Origin of the sequence: Enterobacter cloacae complex sp. CDL013 (assembly GCF_049238805.1) — a bacterium.
Classification (GTDB): domain Bacteria; phylum Pseudomonadota; class Gammaproteobacteria; order Enterobacterales; family Enterobacteriaceae; genus Enterobacter; species Enterobacter hormaechei_C.
In genome coordinates, this window is the sequence record NZ_JBMKGT010000001.1 from 476,530 (window position 1) to 495,266 (window position 18,737).

The 18,737-nt window shown below is 56.6% G+C and carries 14 protein-coding genes; 12 read left to right on the plus strand and 2 right to left on the minus strand.

From position 1 onward, the window contains the following. The first annotated feature begins 29 nt into the window (after positions 1-29). The 7 genes from ACOTXD_RS02300 (at position 30) to ACOTXD_RS02330 (ending at position 7,186) form a co-directional block, all read left to right on the plus strand. A complete protein-coding gene (locus tag ACOTXD_RS02300; RefSeq protein ID WP_023323686.1) occupies positions 30-359 on the plus strand; it encodes a YqcC family protein in 330 nt (109 codons plus the stop codon). Next, positions 356-1,141 carry a tRNA pseudouridine(65) synthase TruC gene (truC, locus tag ACOTXD_RS02305; protein WP_023323685.1) on the plus strand — a complete coding sequence of 262 codons (786 nt, stop codon included), beginning with the start codon at positions 356-358 and terminating at the stop codon, positions 1,139-1,141. The genes ACOTXD_RS02300 and truC overlap by 4 nt, the downstream gene beginning before the upstream one ends. Before the next feature lie 15 nt (positions 1,142-1,156). Beyond that, positions 1,157-1,606: a flavodoxin gene (locus tag ACOTXD_RS02310; protein ID WP_023295346.1), complete on the plus strand. Its 450-nt coding sequence runs from the start codon at positions 1,157-1,159 to the stop codon at positions 1,604-1,606. 308 nt (positions 1,607-1,914) lie between these two features. Continuing rightward, the gene (gudP, locus tag ACOTXD_RS02315; RefSeq protein ID WP_003862734.1) at positions 1,915-3,270 is read left to right on the plus strand and encodes a galactarate/glucarate/glycerate transporter GudP; all 1,356 of its coding nucleotides are present in this window, start codon (positions 1,915-1,917) and stop codon (positions 3,268-3,270) included. Further along, positions 3,270-4,610: an enolase C-terminal domain-like protein gene (locus tag ACOTXD_RS02320; RefSeq protein WP_003862733.1), complete on the plus strand. Its 1,341-nt coding sequence runs from the start codon at positions 3,270-3,272 to the stop codon at positions 4,608-4,610. The genes gudP and ACOTXD_RS02320 overlap by 1 nt, the downstream gene beginning before the upstream one ends. Positions 4,611-4,625: 15 nt before the next feature. Further along, positions 4,626-5,963 carry a glucarate dehydratase gene (gudD, locus tag ACOTXD_RS02325; protein ID WP_421766365.1) on the plus strand — a complete coding sequence of 446 codons (1,338 nt, stop codon included), beginning with the start codon at positions 4,626-4,628 and terminating at the stop codon, positions 5,961-5,963. Between the two features lie 77 nt (positions 5,964-6,040). Beyond that, positions 6,041-7,186 (plus strand): glycerate kinase, encoded by a 1,146-nt coding sequence (locus ACOTXD_RS02330; protein WP_023314755.1) that lies wholly within the window; start codon positions 6,041-6,043, stop codon positions 7,184-7,186. Positions 7,187-7,236: 50 nt separating this feature from the next. Here the strand turns inward: ACOTXD_RS02330 and barA are convergent, their stop codons facing one another. After that, positions 7,237-9,996 (minus strand): two-component sensor histidine kinase BarA, encoded by a 2,760-nt coding sequence (gene barA, locus ACOTXD_RS02335; RefSeq protein ID WP_061856264.1) that lies wholly within the window; start codon positions 9,994-9,996, stop codon positions 7,237-7,239. A 57-nt stretch (positions 9,997-10,053) separates the two neighbouring features. Between barA and rlmD the strand changes: the two genes are divergently transcribed. The 5 genes from rlmD (at position 10,054) to eno (ending at position 17,736) form a co-directional block, all read left to right on the plus strand. Next, complete coding sequence (rlmD, locus tag ACOTXD_RS02340) at positions 10,054-11,352, plus strand: 23S rRNA (uracil(1939)-C(5))-methyltransferase RlmD (RefSeq protein ID WP_045343904.1); 1,299 nt, start codon at positions 10,054-10,056, stop codon at positions 11,350-11,352. A gap of 51 nt (positions 11,353-11,403) precedes the next feature. After that, positions 11,404-13,635, plus strand: coding sequence for a GTP diphosphokinase (gene relA / locus ACOTXD_RS02345; protein ID WP_003862722.1), 2,232 nt, complete (start codon positions 11,404-11,406; stop codon positions 13,633-13,635). Between the two features lie 67 nt (positions 13,636-13,702). Further along, complete coding sequence (mazG, locus tag ACOTXD_RS02350; RefSeq protein WP_032660172.1) at positions 13,703-14,494, plus strand: nucleoside triphosphate pyrophosphohydrolase; 792 nt, start codon at positions 13,703-13,705, stop codon at positions 14,492-14,494. A 223-nt stretch (positions 14,495-14,717) separates the two neighbouring features. Further along, complete coding sequence (gene pyrG, locus ACOTXD_RS02355; RefSeq protein ID WP_003862718.1) at positions 14,718-16,355, plus strand: glutamine hydrolyzing CTP synthase; 1,638 nt, start codon at positions 14,718-14,720, stop codon at positions 16,353-16,355. 82 nt (positions 16,356-16,437) lie between these two features. Continuing rightward, the gene (eno, locus tag ACOTXD_RS02360) at positions 16,438-17,736 is read left to right on the plus strand and encodes a phosphopyruvate hydratase (RefSeq protein ID WP_006811784.1); all 1,299 of its coding nucleotides are present in this window, start codon (positions 16,438-16,440) and stop codon (positions 17,734-17,736) included. 52 nt (positions 17,737-17,788) lie between these two features. On the opposite strand, the gene ACOTXD_RS02365 is transcribed toward eno, so the two are convergent. Then, positions 17,789-18,613 (minus strand): MurR/RpiR family transcriptional regulator, encoded by an 825-nt coding sequence (locus tag ACOTXD_RS02365; RefSeq protein ID WP_015571725.1) that lies wholly within the window; start codon positions 18,611-18,613, stop codon positions 17,789-17,791. Positions 18,614-18,737 lie beyond the last annotated feature (124 nt).

The following is an 18,737-nucleotide window of genomic DNA, read 5'->3' on the forward strand; positions in this document are numbered from 1 at the left end:
CGCCATTCCGTTTTTCAGTTGAGGTATATATGTCGCATCATGACAGCGTTCGTGCCCAGTTGCACGCCATCGAAGCCCTTATGCGCCAGCATCAGCTGTGGCAGGATAACGCGCCGCAGCCAGACGCGTTCGCCAGCACCCAACCGTTTTGTCTGGATACGCTGGACCCGTTCGAGTGGCTCCAGTGGGTCTTAATTCCGCGTATGCATGCGCTGCTGGAAGGTGGCCACGCGTTGCCCGCGTCTTTTGCCGTCTCTCCCTATTACGAAATGGCGCTGGAAGCGACCCACCCGGCGCGTACTATGATGCTGGTGGAGCTGGAGAAGCTGGATGCGCTTTTCGCCGGTGACGATGCATGACGCTTGAGATCCTTTATCAGGATGAGTGGTTAGTGGCGGTGAATAAACCGTCCGGCTGGCTGGTGCACCGTAGCTGGCTCGATCGCGATGAGAAAGTGGTGATCATGCAAACCGTGCGCGATCAAATCGGTCAGCACGTTTTTACTGCCCATCGTCTCGATCGGCCAACCTCTGGTGTTCTGCTGATGGGGCTTTCCAGTGAGGCCGGGCGCCTGCTGGCGCAGCAGTTTGAACAGCACCAGATCCAGAAACGCTACCACGCCATCGTGCGTGGCTGGCTGATGGATTCCGCCACGCTTGATTATCCCCTGGTGGAGGAACTGGATAAAATCGCCGATAAATTTGCCCGCGACGATAAAGGCCCGCAGCCAGCGGTGACCGACTATCGTGGTATGGCGACCACAGAACTGCCGGTGGCGACCAGCAAATTTCCGACCACGCGATACAGTCTGGTGGAGCTTTTGCCCAAAACCGGGCGCAAGCACCAGCTTCGCCGTCACCTTGCACATCTGCGCCACCCCATTATCGGCGACAGCAAGCACGGCGATCTGCGCCAGAACCGCAGCGCGGCCGAGCACTTTGGCTGTAACCGGCTGATGCTGCACGCCAGCGAGCTACGCCTGACGCACCCGTTTACCGGCGAACCGCTGACTATTCGCGCGGGGCTGGACAAGGTCTGGATGCAGGCGCTGTCACAGTTTGGCTGGCTGGGACAACTCCCCGAAAATGAAAGGGTTGAGTTTGCCGCAGGCAACGTTCAGGATGAACAGCAAGCGCAATAATTACGGGAGCAAAGCATGGCTGAAGTAGGCATTTTTGTCGGCACAATGTACGGCAACTCGCTGCTGGTGGCGGAGGAAGCGGAAGCAATCCTCGTAAACCAGGGCCATAAAGCAACGGTCTATGAAGATCCGGAGCTGGCGGACTGGGAAAAGTATAAAGATAAATACATCCTGGTGGTGACCTCCACCACCGGGCAGGGCGATCTACCGGACAGCATCGTCCCGCTTTTCCAGGGCATTAAAGACCAGCTTGGTTATCAGCCAGATGTTCACTATGGCATCATTGCCCTCGGCGATAGCTCTTACGCCAATTTCTGCGGCGGCGGTAAGCAGTTCGACGCGCTGTTGCAGGAACAGAGCGCTCAGCGCGTCGGAGAGATGTTGCTGATTGATGCAGGTGAACACCCTGAGCCAGAAAGCGAGTCAAATCCCTGGGTTGAACACTGGGCCACGCTCCTGAACTAACCCTGTACTAAACGAACGCCAGGCCGGGTAAGGCGAAGCCGCCACCCGGCAACGAAGCCGCATCCTATCCTCAATTCCGTGAAGTATCTTCCACCACTTTGGGCTTATGCCCCAAACCACGTTCCCCACGCCCGTCAATGTTGTGTTCCTGCACGGTGAGAGAACCGGTCACTCCTTCATATACTTTTCCCGTCACTATAAAACGGCTTCTGGCCGTACCAAAACCAAACACAAATCTCTCATTCTGATTACCCTACAGGTGCTGTACAGAATGAACCAGGCGAAAGCTATGTTTCAGGAGTGCAACAATGAGTACATTAAGCCACGCGGCGAGCAGCGCTGAGAAGCGCACCAACGCCCGCTACTGGATAGTGGTGATGCTGTTTATCGTCACCTCTTTCAACTACGGCGACCGTGCCACGTTATCCATTGCCGGCTCTGAGATGGCAAAGGACATCGGACTTGATCCGGTGGGTATGGGGTATGTTTTCTCCGCATTTTCATGGGCCTACGTAATCGGCCAAATCCCTGGCGGCTGGCTGCTGGACCGCTTTGGCTCAAAACGGGTCTATTTCTGGTCCATTTTCATCTGGTCGATGTTTACCCTGTTACAGGGCTTCGTGGATATCTTTAGCGGCTTCGGCATTATCATTGCGCTCTTTACCCTCCGCTTCCTGGTGGGCTTAGCGGAAGCGCCATCGTTCCCTGGCAACAGCCGTATTGTGGCCGCCTGGTTCCCGGCGCAGGAGAGGGGAACGGCGGTAGCGATCTTTAACTCGGCGCAATACTTTGCGACGGTTATTTTCGCGCCAATCATGGGCTGGCTGACGCATGAGGTGGGCTGGTCACACGTCTTCTTCTTCATGGGCGGGCTGGGGATCGTCATCAGCTTCATCTGGCTGAAAGTGATCCACGAACCAAACCAGCATCCGGGCGTGAACAAGAAAGAGCTGGACTACATTGCTGAAGGCGGGGCGCTGATCAACATGGATCAGAAAACCCAGAAAGCTAAGGTCCCGTTCAGCCAGAAATGGGGGCAGATCAAACAACTCGTCGGCTCACGAATGATGATCGGTATCTATCTCGGCCAGTATTGCATTAACGCCTTAACCTACTTCTTCATCACCTGGTTCCCGGTTTACCTGGTGCAGGCGCGCGGCATGTCGATTCTGAAGGCGGGGTTTGTCGCCTCCGTGCCGGCCATCTGCGGCTTCGTGGGTGGGGTGCTTGGCGGGGTCATCTCCGACTGGTTGATGCGTCGTACCGGTTCGCTGAATATTGCGCGTAAAACGCCAATCGTGCTCGGCATGCTGCTCTCCATGACCATGGTGTTCTGTAACTACGTCAGCGCGGAGTGGATGATTATCGGCTTTATGGCGATGGCCTTCTTCGGTAAAGGCATTGGCGCACTGGGCTGGGCGGTGATGGCAGATACCGCGCCGAAAGAGATCAGCGGCCTGAGCGGCGGTCTGTTCAACATGTTTGGCAACATTTCCGGCATTGTCACCCCAATCGCTATCGGTTACATCGTCGGCACCACCGGCTCCTTCAATGGTGCGCTGATTTATGTAGGCGTCCATGCGCTGGTGGCGGTACTCAGTTACCTGGTGCTGGTGGGTGACATCAAACGAATCGAACTGAAACCTGTTGGGGAGCGCGGATGATGACAACGCAATCAAGCCCGATCGTGACGGAGATGAAGGTCATCCCGGTGGCGGGGCAGGACAGCATGCTGCTCAACATTGGTGGCGCGCATAACGCCTGGTTCACCCGCAACATTGTGGTGCTGACCGACAGCGCAGGCAACACCGGCGTCGGGGAAGCGCCTGGCGGAGAGGTGATTTACCAGACGCTGGTCGACGCCATCCCGCAGGTGGTTGGGCAGGAGGTCGCCCGTCTCAACAAGGTGGTTCAGCGGGTGCATAAGGGCAACCAGTCGGCGGATTTTGATACCTTCGGCAAAGGTGCCTGGACGTTTGAACTGCGCGTTAACGCGGTGGCGGCGCTGGAGGCGGCTCTCCTCGATTTACTGGGCAAGGCGCTGAACGTGCCGGTCTGCGAACTGCTGGGGCCAGGCAAACAGCGTGATGCGGTAACGGTGCTGGGCTATCTGTTCTACGTTGGCGACCGGACTAAAACCGATCTGCCGTATCTGGAACGCTCGCCGGGTAGCCACGAGTGGTATCACCTGCGTCATCAGGAGGCGCTCTCTGGCGAGGCGGTGGTACGCCTGGCAGAGGCGGCGCAGGATCGCTACGGCTTTAAAGACTTCAAGCTGAAAGGCGGCGTTCTGCCGGGCGAGCAGGAGATTGACAGCGTGCGCGCGTTGAAAAAACGCTTCCCGGAGGCACGCATCACCGTCGATCCGAACGGCGCCTGGCTGCTGGATGAAGCTATCGCGCTGTGCAAAGGGCTGGGCGACGTGCTGACCTACGCGGAAGATCCGTGCGGTGCCGAGCAGGGCTTTTCTGGCCGCGAGGTGATGGCCGAATTCCGCCGCGCTACCGGGCTGCCGGTTGCGACCAACATGATCGCCACCAACTGGCGCGAAATGGGCCATGCGGTGATGCTGAATGCGGTGGACATACCGCTGGCGGACCCGCACTTCTGGACCCTTTCCGGCGCGGTGCGCGTGGCGCAGCTGTGCGATGACTGGGGCCTCACCTGGGGCTGCCACTCCAATAATCATTTCGACATTTCGCTGGCGATGTTTACCCACGTTGGCGCGGCGGCGCCGGGCAACCCGACCGCCATCGATACGCACTGGATCTGGCAGGAAGGCGAAGCGCGCCTGACCAAAAATCCACTTGAAATCAAAAACGGCACAATTGCCGTACCGGATGCGCCGGGGCTGGGCGTGGAGCTTGACTGGGATCAGATCCACAAGGCGCATGAAGCGTATAAAAAACTGCCGGGCGGCGCGCGCAACGACGCAGGCCCGATGCAGTACCTTATCCCCGGCTGGACATTTGACCGTAAGCGCCCTGTATTTGGACGTCACTGATAAAAGGATCGAACGATGAGCACATTTTCTACCCCTGTAGTTACCTCCATGCAGATCATTCCTGTCGCGGGACATGACAGCATGCTGATGAACCTGAGCGGCGCCCATGCGCCGTTCTTCACCCGTAATATTGTGGTGATCAAGGACAACTCAGGGCATACCGGTGTCGGTGAAATCCCGGGCGGGGAGAAGATCCGTAAAACGCTGGAGGACGCCATTCCGCTGGTGGTGGGTAAAACGCTGGGCGAGTACAAAAATGTGCTGACTCGCGTGCGCACGACCTTTGCCGATCGTGATGCGGGTGGCCGTGGTCTGCAAACGTTTGATCTGCGCACCACTATCCATGTGGTCACGGGCATTGAAGCCGCGATGCTGGATCTGCTGGGCCAGCATCTGGGCGTCAATGTCGCCTCCCTGCTGGGCGACGGCCAACAGCGCAGCGAAGTGGAAATGCTCGGCTACCTGTTCTTTATCGGCAACCGCAAACTCACCCCGCTGCCGTACCAGAGCCAGCCGGACGAAAAATGCGACTGGTATCGTGTGCGTCACGATGAAGCGATGACCCCGGACGCGGTGGTGCGCCTGGCGGAAGCCGCGTATGAAAAATATGGCTTTAATGACTTCAAGCTGAAAGGCGGCGTACTGGCGGGTGAAGAAGAAGCTGAGGCGATCGCCGCGCTGGCGAAGCGCTTCCCGCAGGCGCGCGTCACGCTGGATCCGAACGGTGCCTGGTCGCTTGATGAGGCGATAAAAATCGGTAAGCAGCTTAAAGGCGTGCTGGCCTATGCGGAAGATCCGTGCGGTGCAGAGCAGGGGTTCTCCGGACGTGAAGTGATGGCGGAGTTCCGTCGCGCCACCGGGCTGCCAACCGCCACCAACATGATCGCGACCGACTGGCGTCAGATGGGGCACACGCTCTCGCTGCAATCGGTGGACATTCCGCTGGCAGACCCGCACTTCTGGACGATGCAGGGCTCGGTTCGCGTGGCGCAGATGTGCCATGAGTTCGGCCTGACCTGGGGCTCCCACTCCAACAACCACTTCGACATCTCGCTGGCGATGTTCACCCACGTGGCGGCCGCTGCGCCGGGCAACATTACCGCCATCGACACCCACTGGATCTGGCAGGAGGGCAACCAGCGCCTGACCAAACAGCCGTTTGAAATCAAAGGCGGCATGGTGCAAGTTCCTGCTACGCCGGGGCTGGGCGTTGAGCTGGATATGGACCAGGTCATGAAAGCGTATGAGCTTTACCAGAAACACGGCCTGGGCGCGCGTGATGACGCGCTGGCGATGCAATACCTGATCCCAGAGTGGAGATTCGACAATAAACGTCCGTGCATGGTACGATAAGCTCATTGGGATCGCTCCCATGAGTGGTCCCTTACGTGGTGTATGCTTAACGTAACTAACATGCGTAAGGATGGCTTATGAAAATTGTTATCGCTCCGGACTCGTATAAGGAAAGCTTGAGCGCGCTGGAGGTGGCGACAGCGATAGAGGTCGGTTTTCGCGAAATTTTCCCGTCAGCGGACTATGTCAAATTACCGGTTGCCGATGGTGGCGAAGGGACGGTGGAAGCGATGGTGGCAGCCACGCATGGGCGTCTTGTCCATGTTCCTGTTACCGGGCCTTTGGGTGAACGCGTGGAAGGGTTTTTCGGGTTATCCGGAGACGGGAAAAGCGCCTTTATCGAGATGGCGGCAGCGAGCGGTCTGGAGCTTGTTGCTCCTGCAAAGCGTAACCCGTTAATCACCACCTCCTGGGGAACCGGGGAACTGATCCGTCATGCGCTGGATGCGGGCGTTAAGCATATCATTATTGGCATTGGAGGCAGCGCGACCAATGACGGTGGCGCAGGCATGGTGCAGGCGCTGGGCGTAAAACTGCTGGATGCGAAAGCGCAGCCCGTTGGGCCGGGCGGCGGCGAACTGGCAAGCCTTGCGCATATCGATCTTAGCGGGCTGGACAAGCGGCTGGCAGCCTGTCGAATTGAAGTGGCCTGCGATGTGACCAACCCCCTGATCGGCGAGACAGGTGCTTCTGCGGTATTTGGTCCGCAGAAAGGGGCGACGCCGGAGATGGTCAGGACGCTGGACAACGCGCTTGCGCATTACGCAAAAATTATCGCCCGGGATATGGATATTGACGTCTTAAACCTGGCGGGCGGTGGTGCGGCCGGCGGAATGGGGGCGGCGCTGTATGCATTTTGCGGCGCACAGCTCCGTCAGGGGATTGAGATTGTCACCGATGCCCTGCATCTCGATGAACAGGTCGCGGACGCCGATCTGGTGATCACGGGCGAAGGGCGTATCGACAGCCAGACGATCCACGGAAAAGTGCCCGTTGGCGTGGCGAGAGTCGCGAAACGCTATAACAAGCCGGTTATTGGCATTGCCGGCAGCCTGACGGCGGATGTTGGCGTGGTGCATGAGCACGGACTGGATGCCGTATTCAGCGTGATTTACACCATCTGCTCGCTGGAGGATGCGCTGGAAAATGCGCAACAGAATGTACAGATGGCCGCAAGGAATATTGCGGCGGTGATAAAGATGGGGCAGGGGATGTCGCGTTAACGTTCGTGCTCCTGTAGGCCCGGTAAGCGAAGCGCCACCGCGCTTTGGTCTTAGCTCCCCAACACCTTCATTGCTTCCCGCGTCACGTTGTCCATCTCGTCCAGCAGCTCCAGGAACTCCGGTTCGAGATCGGATTCTGGCGTACCCGCGCGAAGCTGCTGTTCAAGCAGCTGGCAGAGATTTTTCAACCGCGGTACGCCGCTGTAGCCGCAGCTGCCGTGCAGTTTATGGATAGCCTCCAGCAGCCCTTCAGGGTTTTCACCCACCAGCTGTTCTTCAACCTTGTTACGGATCTCAGGCAGGAAGTCCACCAGCATTTGCAGCATATCGCGGGCCAGATCGGGTTTGCCTGCCGCCTGGCGCAGCGCCAGTTGCCAGTCAAACGTGGCATTCTGGTTAACGCTGATCTCCGGCGATTCAGCTGTAATGGTGTATGTCCCGCCAATGTGCCCCGGCTTGTAGCGCAGCAGCAGGCTGTGCAGCTTCTCTTCGTCGATCGGTTTCGCCAGATAATCGTTCATGCCCGCACCCAGCAGTTTCTCCTTTTGCCCCGCCATCGCGTGCGCCGTCACGGCAATCACCGGCGTCTGCTGCTGGTGCGGAAGCTGGCGAATCAACTCGCAGGCGCGGATGCCATCCATGCCCGGCATCTGAATATCCATCAGGATCAGGTCGAACTGCATCTGTTTGGCTTGTTCCACGGCTTCGGCGCCGCTGGTACACAGCTCAACATGCTGAACCTGATCCTCAAGCAGCACGCCAATCAGCTTCAGGTTCGCCGGGTTATCGTCCACGGCCATCACCGTCATCGGCAGCTTATGTTCGTCGTTTTCCAGCGGCAGGGACTGATGCGTCAGACGGCAATATTCGGTCAACGCAGGTAACAGCCGTGTGGCGGTGAGGGGTTTCAGCAGACACGCCGCCGCTCCGTCGTTTTTCAGCTCTTCGGCGTTGATTTGGGCGTGGCACGGCAGCGCCAGCAGCAGGTAGTCCGTCATTGAGGCCGCCTTCGCCAGGCGTTCCTGCTGCATGGTCAGTTCTCCGGTAAACGTCACCGGAATCCCCAACAACAGGATATCGTAATGATCGTTCGCCAGCGCGGAGAAGGTCGGGCTGTAGATGACCTCCAGCGGCGTGCTGCTTAATACATCAAGCGTACACTGCGCTGCCGCGGCGTTCGGTTCCACATAGGCCAGACGCATCCCCTTCAGGCACCCAGTGACCGGGCCGTCGGTCTGCACGTTCGGGTTAAGATCAAGGTTGATATGGAACCAGAAGGTTGAGCCCCGGTTAGGCTGGCTGTGGAAGGAGATATCGCCTCCCATCTCTTTCACCAGCTTTTGGGTGATCACCAGCCCCAGGCCCGTTCCGCCGTGACGACGGGAAATGCTCGCATCGGCCTGGCGGAAAGCCTGGAACAGACGCGTCTGATCGCGCTCCGGAATACCGATGCCGGTATCCCGGATCTGCACTTCAATCTGGACTTTGTTATTACTGAGCGCCCTTTTTTCGACCAGAATGTCGATGTTGCCGCTCTCGGTGAACTTAATCGCGTTGCCCACCAGATTGGTAATGACCTGTTGCAGGCGCAGCGGGTCGCCAATGACGTTATCCGGCACATCATTTTTAATATTGAGCGTCAGTTCCAGCCCCTTATCATGCGATGAGTGGGCAAGAAGCGTGACCACGTCATCCAGCGTGCTGCGCAGCGGGAAGGGGATACTCTCCAGAATCAGCTTGCCCGCTTCCAGCTTCGAGAAGTCCAGTACGTCGTTAATAATGGTCAGCAGGTTGTTGGCTGAGCGTTCAATGGTATGCAGATGGTCACGCTGGGTTGGGTTAAGCTCGCTTTTGAGCGTCAGACGGGTAAAGCCAATCACCCCGTTCAGCGGCGTGCGCAGCTCGTGCGACATGTTCGCCAGGAATTCAGACTTAATACGCGCCGCCTCCTGAGCACGTTTTTTCGCCAGATCCAGCTCCACGTTCTGGATCTCCATCTGCTCCAGCGTTTCGCGCAGGTCAGAGGTGGCCTGGTCAACGTTGTGCTGCATCTCTTCGTGATAAGCCGCCAGCGACATCGCCATTGAGTTGATGCCGTTTTTCAGCATATCCAGCTCGCCGAGCATAAAGCCTTCCACGCGGCTGTCGAGCTGACCCCGGCGGATCCGGTCAACGGTATTCACCATGTTGCGGATAGGCCCCGTGACGTCGCGCATCAGTCGCCAGCCGAAGATCAGCGCGATGCCAATACTGAACAGCATCATCACGCCGGAGATGAATATTTCTTTGTACTGCTGGAGCCGTACCGACTTAAGATCCAGCTCCAGCGCCACATATCCCAGCATATTATTGCTGGACTTCGCATCGGACTGGGCGGATTCATCGGGTGAATAGCTTTCGGAGATAATCGGCGTGCGCAGGATCATGATATCGCCGCGCCGCAACACCGTAAGATGACGCGGGAAGGGGGTACCATCCGGGATTTTCAGCGACGTGGGATCCAGATGGAAATTCGAGGTGACGAACAGACGGTTATGCTCATCGTAAACGGAAATGGCGCGCACAATCTCTGAATGACGGCGGTGCAGCACGCTGATTAACTGACCAATGGATTCACGGTTTTGCAGGTTCATACCGTACTCGCTGGAGACGGCCAGCGGTTCGATAATGCTGGCCCCGGCATCTTCAAGCTGTCTCTGCAAATCGTTATAGCGATGCACCACAAAGAAAATGCTCAGCAGCAAACCGATGAGAACGGTAGGAGCGAGGATCAAAATCATCATGCGCGCGCGCAGGCTGTAGTTGGTCATGGAGTTCCGTTATGGGACAATCAGGCTAATTATGTTTATTTGAGAACAATCTCGGCGATGGCGCAATTCTACTCTGCAAAACGACGCGTGACGACGCGTCAGATCATAACTGTTGAAGCCTCTGACCTCGATCCTTTTGGACAGGGGGTGGCGCGTCACAAGGGTAAAACACTGTTTATCACAGGTTTGCTGCCAGGAGAACGTGCAGATATTACGCTGACGGAAGACAAACGCCAGTATGCGCGCGGTCAGGTCAAGCGCCGTCTTAATGATAGCCCGGAGCGCGTGACGCCTCGCTGCCCCCATTTTGGCGTCTGCGGTGGCTGCCAGCAACAGCATGCCAGCACGGAATTACAGCAAAAAAGTAAAAGCAGCGCGCTGGCCCGCCTGGTCGGGCACGACGTGAATGACATCATTGCCGATCGGCCCTGGGGCTACCGTCGCCGCGCTCGCCTGAGCCTCAGCTACCAGCCCAAAACCGAGCGGCTTGAGATGGGGTTTCGCAAAGCCGGCTCCAGCGATATCGTCTCTGTCACGCAGTGCCCTGTTTTGGTGCCCCATCTTGAGGCGTTGCTCCCGGACGTGCACCACTGTCTTGCATCGCTGGATGGCGTGCGTTCGCTCGGCCATGTCGAACTGGTGCTGGCCAACAGTGGCCCGCTGATGGTGCTGCGCCACACCGCGCCGCTGTCAAAGGCGGATCGCGAAAAACTGGAACGCTTTTCGCATTCTCATGAGCTTGCGCTTTTCCTCGCGCCGCAAAGCGAGATACTTGAGCAGGTCAGCGGAGAAGCGCCCTGGTATGCGTCAGACGGGCTACGCTTAACGTTCAGCCCGCGGGATTTTATCCAGGTCAACGACGGCGTGAACCAACAGATGGTGGCGAACGCGCTGGAATGGCTCGACGTACAGCCTACTGACCGGGTGCTCGATCTGTTCTGCGGCATGGGGAACTTTACCCTGCCGCTGGCCCGCAGAGCAGCAAGCGTGGTCGGAGTGGAAGGCGTTGAGGCGCTGGTGGCGAAAGGCCAGGAGAACGCCCAACAGAACGGTTTGCAAAATGTGACATTCTTTCATCAAAATCTTGAGGATGATGTCACTCAGCAACCGTGGGCTAAGCAGGGCTTTGATAAGATCCTGCTCGATCCGGCGCGCGCAGGTGCGCCGGGCGTGATGCAGCATATAATTAAACTCGCGCCTGAACGCGTGGTCTATGTTTCCTGTAACCCGGCGACGCTTGCCCGTGACAGCGAAGCATTATTGAGCGGGGGTTACCAGATTCGGCGTCTGGCAATGCTGGACATGTTCCCGCACACTGGTCATCTGGAATCGATGGTGTTGTTCGAGCACATCTAATGAGTTTGGCTTGTCGACTTCGACAGGCCCTTGTCCCTAAAGGAGAGGACGATGGTTGCGGTAAGAAGTGCACATTTAAATAAAGCTGGTGAGTTTGACCCTCAAAAATGGATCGCAAGTCTGGGGATTTCCAGCCAGCAGTCGTGTGAACGCTTAACCGAAACCTGGGCCTATTGTTTACGCACAACGCAGGGGCATCCGGACGCTGAACTGCTGTTGTGGCGCGGCGTGGAGATGGTTGAAATTCTCTCCATGCTGAACATGGACATCGAAACGCTACAGGCCGCACTGCTGTTCCCCCTGGCGGACGCCGACGTGGTGACGGAAGACGTCCTGCGTGAAAGCGTCGGCCAGTCCGTCGTGGCGCTCATCCACGGCGTGCGTGATATGGCAGCCATTCGTCAGCTTAAAGCCGCGCAAACTGACTCTGTCTCTTCCGAGCAGGTGGATAACGTTCGTCGTATGCTGCTGGCGATGGTAGATGATTTCCGCTGCGTGGTGATCAAGCTGGCCGAACGGGTTGCCCATCTGCGTGAAGTAAAGGATGCGCCGGAAGACGAGCGCGTCCTGGCCGCCAAAGAGTGTACGAATATCTATGCGCCGCTGGCGAACCGTCTGGGTATCGGGCAACTGAAGTGGGAGCTGGAAGATTACTGCTTCCGCTACCTGCATCCGGCGGAATACAAACGCATTGCAAAATTGCTGCACGAACGCCGCATTGACCGCGAGCACTATATCGAGGAATTTGTCAGCGGGCTGCGCCAGTCGATGAAAGAGGAGAATGTGCGCGCCGAGGTCTACGGGCGTCCAAAGCACATCTACAGCATCTGGCGCAAAATGCAGAAGAAACACCTCGCCTTTGACGAGCTGTTTGACGTGCGCGCGGTGCGTATCGTGGCGGAGCGTCTTCAGGACTGCTATGCCGCGCTGGGGATAGTGCATACTCACTTCCGCCATCTGCCGGATGAGTTCGATGACTACGTCGCGAACCCCAAACCAAACGGCTATCAGTCTATTCATACCGTGGTGCTCGGCCCTGGCGGCAAAACGGTGGAAATTCAGATCCGTACCAAACAGATGCACGAAGACGCCGAGCTGGGCGTGGCGGCGCACTGGAAATACAAAGAGGGTACCTCCGGCGGCGGTCGCTCCGGTCACGAGGACCGTATCGCCTGGCTGCGTAAGCTGATTGCGTGGCAGGAAGAGATGGCCGACTCCGGCGAAATGCTCGACGAAGTGCGCAGTCAGGTCTTCGACGATCGCGTCTACGTCTTTACCCCGAAAGGGGACGTGGTGGATTTGCCGGCAGGCTCCACGCCGCTCGATTTCGCCTACCACATCCACAGCGATGTGGGGCACCGTTGCATCGGGGCGAAGATCGGCGGACGTATCGTACCGTTTACCTACCAGCTCCAGATGGGCGATCAGATTGAAATCATCACCCAGAAGCAGCCAAACCCAAGCCGCGACTGGCTGAACCCGAACCTCGGTTACGTTACCACCAGCCGTGGGCGCTCAAAAATTCACGCCTGGTTCCGTAAGCAGGATCGTGACAAGAACATCCTTGCCGGTCGCCAGATCCTGGACGACGAGCTGGAACATATTGGTATTAGCCTGAAAGAAGCGGAGAAGTTCCTGCTGCCGCGCTACAACTTCAACGAGCTCGACGAACTGTTAGCGGCGATTGGCGGCGGCGATATCCGCCTGAACCAGATGGTGAACTTCCTGCAAGCGCAGTTCAACAAGCCAAGCGCAGCGGAGCAGGATGCGGCGGCGCTGAAACAGCTCCAGCAGAAAACCTACGCTCCGCAGCAGCGCAGCAAGGACAATGGCCGCGTGGTGGTTGAAGGGGTGGGTAACCTGATGCACCACATTGCCCGCTGCTGCCAGCCGATCCCGGGAGATGATATTGTCGGCTTTATCACCCAGGGGCGCGGGATCTCGATTCACCGCTCCGACTGCGACCAGCTTGCAGAGCTGCAATCGCATGCGCCGGAACGTATCGTGGAAGCCGTCTGGGGGGAGAGCTACTCGGCGGGTTACTCGCTGGTGGTGCGCGTCACTGCCAACGACCGCAGCGGCCTGCTGCGCGACATCACCACCATTCTCGCCAACGAGAAGGTCAACGTGCTGGGCGTTGCCAGCCGTAGCGATACCCGCGAGCAGCTTGCCACCATCGATATGACTATCGAAATCTATAACCTTCAGGTGCTGGGCCGCGTACTCGGCAAACTGAACCAGGTGCCGGATGTGATTGACGCGCGTCGTCTGCACGGCGGCTAAACATCCTCTTCTGTAGGCCGGGTAAGGCAACGCCGCCACCCGGCTCAGGCATTTAATGGAATCTGTTATGACTCAAATCGACCGCCTGCTCGGCATCATGAAACGCCTGCGCGACCCGGAAAACGGCTGCCCGTGGGATAAAGAGCAGACTTTCACCACCATTGCGCCTTACACGCTGGAAGAGACCTACGAAGTGCTGGACGCCATTTCGCGAGAGGATTTCGACGATCTGCGCGGTGAGCTGGGCGACCTGCTGTTCCAGGTGGTGTTCTACGCGCAGATGGCGCAGGAAGAGGGGCGCTTTAACTTTGACGATATCTGCGCCGCTATCAGCGACAAGCTGGAGCGTCGTCATCCGCATATCTTTGGTGATGCCTCCGCAGGCAACAGTGCGGAAGTGCTGGCGCGCTGGGAGCAGATAAAAAGCGCTGAACGCGCTGAAAAATCCCAGCACTCGGCGCTGGACGACATTCCCCTGAACCTTCCCGCGCTGATGCGCGCGCACAAAATTCAAAAGCGCTGCTCGGCGGTAGGGTTTGACTGGACCTCTCTCGGCCCGGTGCTGGAAAAAGTACACGAAGAGATCGACGAAGTGATGCATGAAGCGCAGCAGGCCGTTGTGGATGAAGCAAAGCTGGAAGAGGAGATGGGCGATCTGCTGTTTGCAACCGTCAACCTTTCACGCCACCTCGGTGTAAAAGCGGAAACCGCCCTGCAAAAAGCGAACATTAAATTCGAACGACGCTTTCGCGAAGTTGAGCGGATTGTGGCCTCGCGCGGCCTGGAAATGAGCGGGATTGACCTCGACGCGATGGAAGAAGTCTGGCAGGAAGTAAAACGCCAGGAACATGATCTCTAACGAGATTTTGCGATCAAGCGCAATTTGTGTGATTTTTTAAATGACAAGCGCTTGATTTGCGTCAAAAACATTTACCCAAAAGGGGCTATTTTCTCACTCCTTATGTTTGTCATGGCCTGGAATGGAGACGGAGAATGAAAGTTTGTGGCGCTCGTCGTGTTCGGGTATACTACTTTCCCGTCCTGGTTATTCCATCGTTTCACCCTAACTTCTCAGGTTCAGCATGACAACGAACTATATTTTTGTGACCGGCGGGGTCGTATCCTCTCTGGGTAAAGGCATTGCCGCAGCCTCCCTCGCAGCCATTCTTGAAGCCCGTGGCCTCAATGTGACCATGATGAAACTGGATCCGTACATCAACGTCGATCCTGGCACCATGAGCCCAACCCAACACGGGGAAGTGTTCGTTACTGAAGACGGCGCTGAAACCGATCTGGATCTTGGCCACTACGAGCGTTTCATCCGTACCAAAATGACCCGTCGTAACAACTTTACGACTGGCCGTATCTACTCTGACGTTCTGCGTAAAGAGCGCCGTGGTGACTACCTGGGCGCGACCGTGCAGGTCATCCCACACATCACTAACGCCATTAAAGAGCGTGTCCTTGCCGGTGGCGAAGGGCATGACGTTGTGCTGGTTGAAATCGGCGGTACCGTGGGGGATATCGAATCCCTGCCATTCCTCGAAGCGATTCGTCAGCTGGCGGTAGATATTGGTCGTGAGCACGCGCTGTTCATGCACCTGACGCTGGTGCCTTACATGGCGGCAGCAGGTGAAGTGAAAACCAAACCGACTCAGCACTCTGTTAAAGAGCTGCTCTCCATCGGTATTCAGCCTGACATCCTGGTTTGCCGTTCCGATCGCGCGATTCCGGCGAACGAACGTGCGAAAATTGCATTGTTCTGTAACGTGCCTGAAAAAGCCGTTATTTCAATGAAAGATGTCGATTCCATTTATAAAATCCCGGGCCTGTTGAAATCACAGGGTCTGGACGATTATATTTGTAAACGATTCAGCTTGAACTGTCCGGAAGCTAACCTGTCTGAATGGGAGCAGGTGATTTACGAAGAAGCCAATCCGGGCGGCGAAGTGACTATCGGTATGGTCGGCAAGTACATCGAACTGCCAGATGCCTATAAGTCAGTTATCGAAGCGCTGAAACACGGTGGTCTGAAGAATCGCGTCTCTGTGAACATCAAGCTGATTGATTCGCAGGATGTGGAGACGCGCGGCGTCGAAATTCTCAAAGATCTGGATGCGATTCTCATCCCTGGCGGCTTCGGCTACCGTGGTGTTGAAGGCAAGATCGCCACTGCACGCTATGCGCGTGAAAACAATATTCCATACCTCGGTATCTGCCTGGGTATGCAGGTTGCGCTGATTGAATTTGCGCGCAACGTAGCGGGAATGGAAAACGCGAACTCTACGGAATTTGTGCCAGACTGTAAGTACCCTGTTGTGGCGCTGATTACGGAATGGCGCGACGAAGACGGTAACGTCGAAGTCCGTACCGAGAAGAGCGATCTGGGTGGCACCATGCGTCTTGGCGCACAGGCCTGCCAGCTGTCCGACGATAGCGTGGTACGCAAGCTGTACGGCGAGCCGGTCATCACCGAGCGCCATCGTCACCGCTATGAAGTCAACAACATGTTGTTGAAACAAATTGAAGCTGCGGGTCTGCGTGTTGCGGGCCGTTCCGGGGATGATCAGTTAGTCGAGATCATCGAAGTGCCTAACCATCCGTGGTTCGTGGCCTGCCAATTCCACCCGGAATTTACTTCAACGCCGCGTGACGGGCATCCGCTGTTTGCAGGCTTCGTGAAAGCCGCCAGCGAGTACCAGAAGCGTCAGGCGAAGTAAAAAAAGTTAGAACGGCAACGCGTACCTTTGGTACGCGTTGTTTGTCTGGAGTTTTAGTTTAACTTGTACTGAGGAAAATCTAATGTCCAAAATCGTTAAAGTCATCGGTCGTGAAATCATCGACTCCCGTGGTAACCCGACCGTTGAAGCTGAAGTTCATCTGGAAGGTGGTTTCGTCGGTATGGCAGCGGCTCCATCAGGTGCTTCTACAGGTTCCCGCGAAGCGCTGGAACTGCGTGATGGCGACAAATCCCGTTTCATGGGCAAAGGCGTACTGAAAGCGGTTGGCGCTGTTAACGGTCCTATTGCTCAGGCTATCGTTGGCAAAGATGCTAAAGATCAGGCTGGCATCGACAAGATCATGATCGATCTGGACGGTACTGAAAACAAATCTAACTTCGGTGCGAACGCAATCCTGGCGGTTTCCCTGGCGAACGCCAAAGCGGCAGCAGCAGCTAAGGGCATGCCACTGTTCGAGCACATTGCTGAACTGAACGGCACCCCAGGTAAATACTCTATGCCTGTACCAATGATGAACATCATCAACGGTGGTGAGCACGCAGACAACAACGTTGATATTCAGGAATTCATGATTCAGCCAGTTGGCGCGAAAACCCTGAAAGAAGCGGTACGTATGGGTTCTGAAGTGTTCCACAACCTGGCTAAAGTTCTGAAAGCTAAAGGTATGAACACGGCTGTTGGTGACGAAGGCGGCTACGCGCCAAACCTGGGTTCTAACGCAGAAGCACTGGCTGTTATCGCTGAAGCGGTTAAAGCAGCAGGCTACGAGCTGGGCAAAGACATCACCCTGGCGATGGACTGCGCAGCATCTGAATTCTACAAAGACGGTAAATACGTTCTGGCTGGCGAAGGCAACAAAGCGTTCACCTCTGAAGAGTTCACCCACTTCCTGGAAGACCTGACCAAACAGTACCCAATCGTGTCTATCGAAGACGGTCTGGACGAGTCTGACTGGGATGGTTTCGCATACCAGACCAAAGTACTGGGCGACAAAATCCAGCTGGTTGGTGACGATCTGTTCGTAACCAACACCAAGATCCTGAAAGAAGGCATCGAGAAAGGTATCGTTAACTCCATCCTGATCAAATTCAACCAGATCGGTTCTCTGACCGAAACGCTGGCTGCGATCAAAATGGCGAAAGACGCTGGCTACACCGCGGTTATCTCTCACCGTTCTGGCGAAACTGAAGATGCTACCATCGCTGACCTGGCTGTGGGTACCGCTGCTGGCCAGATCAAAACCGGTTCTATGAGCCGTTCTGACCGTGTTGCTAAATACAACCAGCTGATTCGTATCGAAGAAGCGCTGGGCGAAAAAGCACCTTACAACGGTCGTAAAGAGATCAAAGGCCAGGCATAAGCCTGAACCTTCGTTCTTATGAAAAAACCCGCTTCGGCGGGTTTTTTGTTTTCTATAGCAGAAGCGGCAACGTGGCGCTTGCCGTTTGCTGGCTAACGTCACCGTAATGGCTGTCTACTGCAATAAGGGAAGTGGTTAGCAGTTCAACCAGCAGCATCACGCCAACCTTGGCATTGAGCGCACCCGCGCTCAGCGGTCCCTCGGGTTTGGCTGCAACCAGCTGTAAATCGCTCAGGGAGGCCAGCGGGCTGCGAGGCGTATTGCTGAGCGCCAGTACCTTAACGCCCCTCTTGCGGGCGAGTTTCACCACGTGAAGCAGATCCCGTGTAGAGCCGGAACTTGAGATGGCCACCACCAGCGTCTCTTTCGAGAGCGTCGTCGCATTCATGGCGGCGCGATGCATATCGCTAAACAGCTGCGCGGGTTTGCCCAGCCGCAGGAGCTTGTAATGCAAATATTCCCCCAGAATCGCGCTGGCCGCCACTCCGTAAATTTGCACTGACTGCGCCTGATGCAGGGCCAGTGTCGCCTGTTCAAGCTGGGCCCGGTCGAGGAGTTTTGCGGTATCTTGCAGCGCCTGGACAGACTCATCCACCACGTTATCTATTGCATCTCCTGCCTGACGCTCCGGCAAACCCTGCTGAATATCCAGCGCAAGCGCCATTTTAAATTCGTTATATCCCTTACAGCCCAGCGTGCGGCAAAGGCGTGTGACGCTGGCCTCGCTGGTGCCGCTTTCACGCGCCAGCTCGGTGATCGTCAGGTAGAGCACCCTGGCAGGATCGTTGAGGACAAACTCCCCCAGTTTTTGTTGCGTTGGGCTGTACCCGGAAGCCTCCTGGCGTAGCTTCAGCAGCAGGTTTTCATGGTCCGACATGCTAGATCCTTAATGCGTTTCTCTGCCAACTAGTGTGGCGGAAAGCGGGGGAGAGATGCCAGTCATTTCGAAAAAGTATGATCGGCGTCCTGGTTTTTGGTGGTAATTTTCACAATTAAAAATA

Excerpts from the sequence above, each read along its gene's own strand:
- relA (WP_003862722.1), top strand. The coding sequence starts at position 11,404 with ATGGTTGCGGTAAGAAGTGCACATTTAAATAAAGCTGGTGAGTTTGAC.
- ACOTXD_RS02310 (WP_023295346.1), top strand. The coding sequence starts at position 1,157 with ATGGCTGAAGTAGGCATTTTTGTCGGCACAATGTACGGCAACTCGCTG.
- ACOTXD_RS02300 (WP_023323686.1), top strand. The coding sequence starts at position 30 with ATGTCGCATCATGACAGCGTTCGTGCCCAGTTGCACGCCATCGAAGCC.
- gudD (WP_421766365.1), top strand. The coding sequence starts at position 4,626 with ATGAGCACATTTTCTACCCCTGTAGTTACCTCCATGCAGATCATTCCT.
- barA (WP_061856264.1), bottom strand. The coding sequence starts at position 9,996 with ATGACCAACTACAGCCTGCGCGCGCGCATGATGATTTTGATCCTCGCT.
- pyrG (WP_003862718.1), top strand. The coding sequence starts at position 14,718 with ATGACAACGAACTATATTTTTGTGACCGGCGGGGTCGTATCCTCTCTG.
- ACOTXD_RS02365 (WP_015571725.1), bottom strand. The coding sequence starts at position 18,613 with ATGTCGGACCATGAAAACCTGCTGCTGAAGCTACGCCAGGAGGCTTCC.
- rlmD (WP_045343904.1), top strand. The coding sequence starts at position 10,054 with ATGGCGCAATTCTACTCTGCAAAACGACGCGTGACGACGCGTCAGATC.
- eno (WP_006811784.1), top strand. The coding sequence starts at position 16,438 with ATGTCCAAAATCGTTAAAGTCATCGGTCGTGAAATCATCGACTCCCGT.
- truC (WP_023323685.1), top strand. The coding sequence starts at position 356 with ATGACGCTTGAGATCCTTTATCAGGATGAGTGGTTAGTGGCGGTGAAT.
- ACOTXD_RS02320 (WP_003862733.1), top strand. The coding sequence starts at position 3,270 with ATGACAACGCAATCAAGCCCGATCGTGACGGAGATGAAGGTCATCCCG.
- mazG (WP_032660172.1), top strand. The coding sequence starts at position 13,703 with ATGACTCAAATCGACCGCCTGCTCGGCATCATGAAACGCCTGCGCGAC.
- ACOTXD_RS02330 (WP_023314755.1), top strand. The coding sequence starts at position 6,041 with ATGAAAATTGTTATCGCTCCGGACTCGTATAAGGAAAGCTTGAGCGCG.
- gudP (WP_003862734.1), top strand. The coding sequence starts at position 1,915 with ATGAGTACATTAAGCCACGCGGCGAGCAGCGCTGAGAAGCGCACCAAC.